The sequence below is a fragment of the Candidatus Methanoperedens nitratireducens genome, assembly GCF_900196725.1.
In the GTDB taxonomy this organism is placed as follows: domain Archaea; phylum Halobacteriota; class Methanosarcinia; order Methanosarcinales; family Methanoperedenaceae; genus Methanoperedens; species Methanoperedens nitroreducens_A.
Genome location: NZ_FZMP01000028.1, coordinates 22,531 through 28,910, shown reverse-complemented (window position 1 = coordinate 28,910; position 6,380 = coordinate 22,531). Strand labels below are relative to the sequence as shown.

General features: G+C 42.4%; 7 protein-coding genes. 2 read left to right on the top strand and 5 right to left on the bottom strand.

Annotated features, from left to right (window positions below; translation table 11 throughout):
* Positions 1–151: 151 nt before the first annotated feature.
* Together MNV_RS03250 and MNV_RS03245 are read left to right on the top strand one after the other, a co-directional pair.
* On the top strand, positions 152–1,024 hold the full coding sequence (locus tag MNV_RS03250; RefSeq protein ID WP_096203944.1) for an RIO1 family regulatory kinase/ATPase domain-containing protein: 873 nt from the start codon (positions 152–154) through the stop codon (positions 1,022–1,024).
* Positions 1,017–2,990, top strand: coding sequence for a DUF460 domain-containing protein (locus tag MNV_RS03245; protein WP_096203943.1), 1,974 nt, complete (start codon positions 1,017–1,019; stop codon positions 2,988–2,990). The genes MNV_RS03250 and MNV_RS03245 overlap by 8 nt, the downstream gene beginning before the upstream one ends.
* Before the next feature lie 181 nt (positions 2,991–3,171).
* On the opposite strand, the gene MNV_RS03240 is transcribed toward MNV_RS03245, so the two are convergent.
* The 5 genes from MNV_RS03240 to MNV_RS03220 form a co-directional block, all read right to left on the bottom strand.
* Positions 3,172–3,657, bottom strand: a complete 486-nt coding sequence (locus MNV_RS03240) for a hypothetical protein (RefSeq protein WP_096203942.1) — start codon at positions 3,655–3,657, stop codon at positions 3,172–3,174.
* Positions 3,658–3,992: 335 nt separating this feature from the next.
* Positions 3,993–4,661: a hypothetical protein gene (locus MNV_RS03235; protein ID WP_143311611.1), complete on the bottom strand. Its 669-nt coding sequence runs from the start codon at positions 4,659–4,661 to the stop codon at positions 3,993–3,995.
* A 334-nt stretch (positions 4,662–4,995) separates the two neighbouring features.
* The gene (gene pth2 / locus MNV_RS03230) at positions 4,996–5,343 is read right to left on the bottom strand and encodes a peptidyl-tRNA hydrolase Pth2 (protein WP_096203940.1); all 348 of its coding nucleotides are present in this window, start codon (positions 5,341–5,343) and stop codon (positions 4,996–4,998) included.
* Between the two features lie 10 nt (positions 5,344–5,353).
* Positions 5,354–5,707, bottom strand: a complete 354-nt coding sequence (locus tag MNV_RS03225) for a DUF5749 family beta-barrel protein (RefSeq protein ID WP_179293775.1) — start codon at positions 5,705–5,707, stop codon at positions 5,354–5,356.
* A gap of 56 nt (positions 5,708–5,763) precedes the next feature.
* The gene (locus tag MNV_RS03220; protein WP_256999929.1) at positions 5,764–6,348 is read right to left on the bottom strand and encodes a DUF169 domain-containing protein; all 585 of its coding nucleotides are present in this window, start codon (positions 6,346–6,348) and stop codon (positions 5,764–5,766) included.
* Positions 6,349–6,380: the final 32 nt, after the last annotated feature.

Here is a 6,380-nt window from a genome sequence, read left to right as displayed (position 1 = left end):
GCTACGGCGGTGGCGGACGCAGTGGCGGCTATGGCGGTGGCGGACGCGGCGGAGGAAGAGATAAAAGAGGCGGCAGGGGAAGAAGGTAAATCCCCTTCTATTCTTTTTTTATTACTAATTTTTATAGTGGGCAGTGTTATATAGTAATTTGATGCTTGAAAGTATTCCAGATATATTTCTCAACACTACAAACAGGGAGTTCCGGGTGCTTCTTGCCATTGAGAACAGCATGAAGTTCTATGAATGGGTGCCCAAAGAAGAGATCGCTGATTTTACAGGCTACAACCAGAAAGAGACCGATTTTCTCCTTACCCGGCTGGCAGCGAACAAGCTCGTTCAGAGGAGTAACGGGGCTTATGAAGGGTACAGGATATACTTTGAAGCTTACGACCTTCTTGCCCTTAATGCCCTGGTGAGCCGCGACTCGGTGAATGCCATCGGAGAGATTATCGGTGTGGGCAAGGAATCGAAGGTTTACGAAGTTACAAGCGGTATCACAGGCAGGCATGCCATTATAAAGTTCCACAGGGAAGGGATGATGAGTTTCAAGAAGGTCAGGATAAAGAGAGAGCACATCGAAGAGAGAAGACATCTTTCCTGGCTGTATGCATCGCGCCTTGCAGCAAAAAGGGAATTTGAAGTTTTAAAGCTGCTTTACCCGCAGGTAAGCGTTCCTGAACCTATCGATCATAACAGGCATGCCATAGTAATGTCTGTTTTAAAAGGACAGCAGCTTGCACATGCAAGAGTGGATGAGCCCGGATGGTACCTGGATGAGATATTAAAACAGGTAACAAAAGCATACCAGCTCGGCATAATCCATGCGGACATGAGCGAATTTAACGTATTCGTCAATCCGGAAGGATGCGAGATCATCGACTGGCCGCAGTATGTTGCTGCGGCTCACACCAATGCAAAGGAACTGCTATACAGGGATATTGAGAATATCCTGATGTTTTTCCAGAGGAAATACAGGATAAAAAGAGATATCCAGGGAGTAATAAACAATATAACATATGCCTGAAAAAGTAATTTTTGGGATAGATATCGCAAAAGGGTCTATGCGGTCAAAAGAGACGCCGGGATATGCGGTCGTGGCGCTGAGAGACGGCAGGGTCGAGCATCACAGGATGATAAGCCTGCATAAATTCCTGCGCATGGCATGGAAAGAGAAACCGCAGTTGATCGCGGTAGATAATATCTACGAACTTGCATCTGATAAGCATGACCTCGTCTCTTTTCTCCAGAAGCTGCCGCACAATACGAAACTCATCCAGGTAACCGGGGGCGAGGTACTTGAGCCGCTCACGAGGCTTGCAAAACGGCAGGGCATCTCATTTGACAGGTTTGACCCGAATGATGAGGCTCTTGTGTGCGCGCGTCTTGCGCAGATGGGGATCGGTCATGAAGTTTCGGCTTTTGAGGATAAGACCATAATCAAGGTCAGCAGGGCCAGGTCACTCGGAAAGGGCGGATGGAGCCAGAACAGGTACAGGCGAAAAGTGCACGGTCATGTGAGGCAGCGGGCAAGGGATATAGAAGAGCACCTGAACGACCTGTCAAAGCCGGGCGGGTTCACATATACGCAGAGCATTGTCGAAAGATTCGGCGGATATTCAAGAGCTGAGTTTTTTGTCGATGCGCCGCACAGCATGCTCCACATCAACTCAGGCAAGTACGGCGATGTGCAGGTGAGCGTTAAAAGCATTGAACGCGATGCCCTGGCTTTTAAACCGCTCACGACAAGGAAAAGGGATTATATTATCGTGGGGATTGATCCGGGCACGACAACAGCGATAGCTGTGCTCACGCTTGAAGGGGAACTGCGTATGCTTCACAGCTCAAGGACGATATCTGTTCCCGATGTCATCGAGATGATAGCCGAGCAGGGAAGACCGCTGATAATCGCAAGCGACGTGTTCCCGACCCCGAACACGGTTGAAAAGATCCGCCGGGCGTTCAATGCCGTGCTCGGCTCGCCTGAGGATATAATCACTACTGAAGATAAGATAGAGTTCGCAAAACCGTACGGCTACTCAAACAACCACGAACGAGATGCCATAGCAGCGGCCGTATCGGTGTACCGCAAGAACAGGAACAAGTTCGAGCAGATAAAGAGAAAAATACCTCAGGGGGTGGATGCCGAAGAGGCGATAGCGCAGGTCGTGAGAGGCAAATCCGTGGATGCCGTGATATCGGAACTCACGAGAAAAGATGTCAAAGAGCCGGAAACCGAAGCTGTTAAAGAAAGAAAGGACGAAGAAGTTCTCCACCTGCGGGAATCAATAAAGAGATATGAAGAGAGCATCCAGGAAATGAAGAGGTATCAACAGGAGCTAAAAAGTGAACTTGACCTGAAGGAGAGTAAAATCAGGGAACTTGAAGGGCTTATCAGCAGACAGCGCACAGAAGTATATAAACAGATTAAAAAAGACAAAGGGATGATGATACGTGATAAAGAGATTGCACGCCTGCACAGCAAAGTCTCGGAAAATAATAAACGGATCTCGTTCCTGAATGAGAGGATAAATAAATTAAAAACCGTCAGGCGGCTTGAGATAAGCGGCAAGGTTCTTCCTGTAAAGATAATCCATGCTTTTACGAAAGACAGTATTCTTAAGACGCAGGAAATGTTCGGGATAAAGAAAGATGATGTCATACTCCTCAAGGATGCAAGCGGCGGAGGTACGATGACAGCCAGGATGCTCTCAGACCTGGGTGTCCGGGCTGTGATAATCTGCAACGAGATGTCCCATGCCGCTGAAGAGGAGTTGTTTAAACTGAACATGCCTGTCCTGAAAGCAAAGGATGTGAACATAAGGTTTGATTCTGCTGAAGAGCTTGCGGGAATAAACCCTGCGGACATCGAACGTGCAATCGATGAGTGGAAGGCGAAAGCTGAGAAGCGCAGGATGGCTGCCAAGGAAGAGTGGCTTGAGTCGCTTGTTGGAGAATACAGGAGCGAGAGGCGGCGCGGGGTGAAAGGGTGAAATTAACGTTGTGACTATATGTTATTAATGATATGTATACTCAGCTAAATTTGGGGCTAATTACTATATGAGCCTTTATATGAAGTTTCAGCAAATACGGTTACACTCCCATAGTGAGATGAGCTTTATAAGTTCAATTTGTTTTTGGGACTTTGACTGATAAATTTAAACCTCAGTTGTCCTATTGATACATTGGGGAATTATAATCTTCTTTGTAATTCCCTTCTTTAGCTGATGTATTTTCCTTAAATATGTTTTTTATCACTGTCTCTGCTGTATAATCTTTATCTTCTGATTTCGCATAAGGTTCTAAATAAGCAATGTTATTAACATAAACGGCCCCGCTCAACAGTTCACTATAACTTTGAACCCTTATGGGCGACATTATCCGTATATTATCTCTCATTAGATTGTCTAAGATTGATGTGTTGATTCTTCTATAAGTATTCTCTATCAAGCTTAAACCAGTCTCAGAGTCTGACGAGCTCGTAGATTTTTGCTTACTTTGAGGCATGTATAATCCGTAAACAATTGTTGATACTACAATCAATATATATCCCAGTATAACGATTAATAATGTGTATTTATTTGAGTAAACTAAAGCATGAGCTATCATAATTAGCGAAACAATCATTCCAAGTTTTGAAAGATTTATTGAGACGCTCATATATATTCCACCTATTTGTTATATATTACCATTGCTGATGATACTGCGAATAAGATTATTCCCACTACATAGGCAAGAAATCTCGTAGAGAGTAAATCCTCTTTTGTACAAGAAGCTCTCGCCATCTCCAAATAAGATGATATTGCACTAATTATAAATAAACCTGTCGTTATCGACAAAACAATCAATATTGTTGAGATTAAATTAATATCTAAATAGAATTTTTTAATGAAAACAATCAACGCCGTGCAGATGCTTATAAAGCTTACACTTGTTATAACCGTAGTATTACATATAGGGTTTAAATTTATAGATTCAGGCATAATTGGTTATTATCATATCTTAGGCTGAATGGATAAGCTCGCTAACTTCAATTTTATCTTATTCAAATCATCAATGGTTTTTTCTAAATCTTCAATTGTTGCAGTAAATCTAAGAGTCTTGGCACTATATAATACATCGAATATATCAGCTGACACGACATTAGCTCTCAATTCAATAGAAGCTACAGGAATCTGGGATATAATTACTGGATTCTTTTCATCATTACTTTTGATTACCCGCACATTTAGTTCATGTAATATTTTATTCAGCTTTGGCGAAACTGCATATAGACTGGATTGTATAGTGTCGTATTTCAGACGATTAATAGCATAATTTTTTCCAAAATCTTCATACAATGACTTTATTTTTTCAAAGTTTTCTTTTTTAAGCTCCAGTTTTTCAAAATCACTCTTAATTTCGTCTAGACTTACTTTTCTCTCTTCGAGCTTGGTAAATATAAAATTACCAACATTTACTATCCTTTTTAATGAGTTTAAGTCGTACGGAATTAATTTAGATAAATTTTCCAATTCATCATTTATTTCTTTACTGGGTTCAAGTTTTAATGATGTAAAAAATGTTTTTAATAACTTGGAGTCAGTTTGTAAAAAAAGATTAAGATCGTTTATAAAAGCATCATTATCTGTGTTTTGAGTTAATTTCAAACTCTGCTTGGACATAACCATTTTTCCACCTCATCATGTACCGATTTTATGATACATCGTTTTTCCAGACATTTATTCGATAACACAAGCTGAAAAGCTGTAAACTATTATGACATTCTCCCGTTACACATATGTTGTATATATTTTTGTCGCAATCCCTCCATTAACGTGTAGATTAATGTGAGTATTACAATGATAATCATCATAGTAATATATGTTTATTGAGTAATATATATTTTCCTACGGTTTAGCATACAAATTTCAGACAATCCAACAAACGATTTTTGACAGCCTTTCATAGCAAACGCAGACTTGACAGAACCTACATATCGTATTATATAGGATATATTCACAGTAGCTTCAAATGCCCCGTAATTTTATCCAGTTCCCCGACCTCGGCGGGTCCGATCCCCAGCACCGTAACCGTGCCGGGCGGTATCTCGGTCAGTCCGGCATCCTCTATTAATGCTGTGGGCAGTCCATGTCTTCTTGCAATTTCTTTCAATTCGAACAGGTCTCTCAGCGCCGGGACTCTCAACACGACTTTTTTCTGTCCTCCCTCTTTCCAGGCTTCACGAACATCCCTGCTTGCAAAATCGGACGCTGAAACGGCAGCATGCGCAACCTGGACTGCAAGCTTGCCTTTTGACAGCTTCAGGTCATCCCGCACCACGATGCACTGCTTGTACTCTGTCATGTCCGGAAAATTACTGGGATTTCGGGACGCTTAATATCATCATTCCGTTCTTGTCGAACTTCAACGTGTCCCGTTTCTCAAACCATTCCTTTCCGAACTGGATGGATTCTTCCCTGTTGAAATCCCCTACTACGATATTTTCGGTATTCGTTACGATTTTTTCAAGAGGGATTGACATAAAAACATCCGAGCTTTTTACAACAAGCCTGTCTTTTTCAAAAGCGATACTTTCACCGATGTTGGTTCCGTTCTGCTGAACGAATTTGCCTATATAATCATGGGCTTTAAATTTATCGTCTTTTTGCTGAGCAGCACCCTGGTTGTTTTTCTTAAAAATTTTTGAGAGCTTTTTAATGAGGGACATTTAATTACTTAATGTTTGTCCTAAAATAAATACTATTTGAATAAATAAGGTCACAGTCATTCAACTGTTTCAGGAATTTTTCCAAGAGCCGCATCTATCTCACCTGCCAGTTGAGAAGGTATCCCGACAACAAGCTCATCATCCGAATACCTGCTGTGTTTTCTTGACCCTTTGCAGCCGGGTGATATCCCCGGCTTCCCCTTCATGGGATAAGCCGTGCAATCGCTGCATACCGAGGCTATGCCGCCCGTTCTGATTTCGGCAGGACTTCCGTTCATATAAGTGTACGCCTGGATAAGCCGCATCGTCCGCTCGGGTTTCAGGAAAAGAAGCAGGACATCAAAATCCCCACCTGAATAAGGAGTTATCTTTATAGAGCGTTCTATTTTCGCAAGCCTGCAAAGACAGGAAGCTGCGGTTTTCGCAGCATCCCTGCTGCCGTACCTTTTTGATGAAAAATAATAGTCTTCAGGGCTTTTTTCCGTGCCCCCCAGAACGAACGCCCCCACGCTGCAGCCCTGGCTCTTTACTAGGAACGATTCACCATACCTGGCTTTCTGTATCAACTCGCAATATAAGAGGTCGGAATCATTGCCTTCCTCTTCTGTAAAAAGTACGCTAACAGGCTTGCCCTTATTCATTAACTCCGGAATATGACGCAACATATGTATTA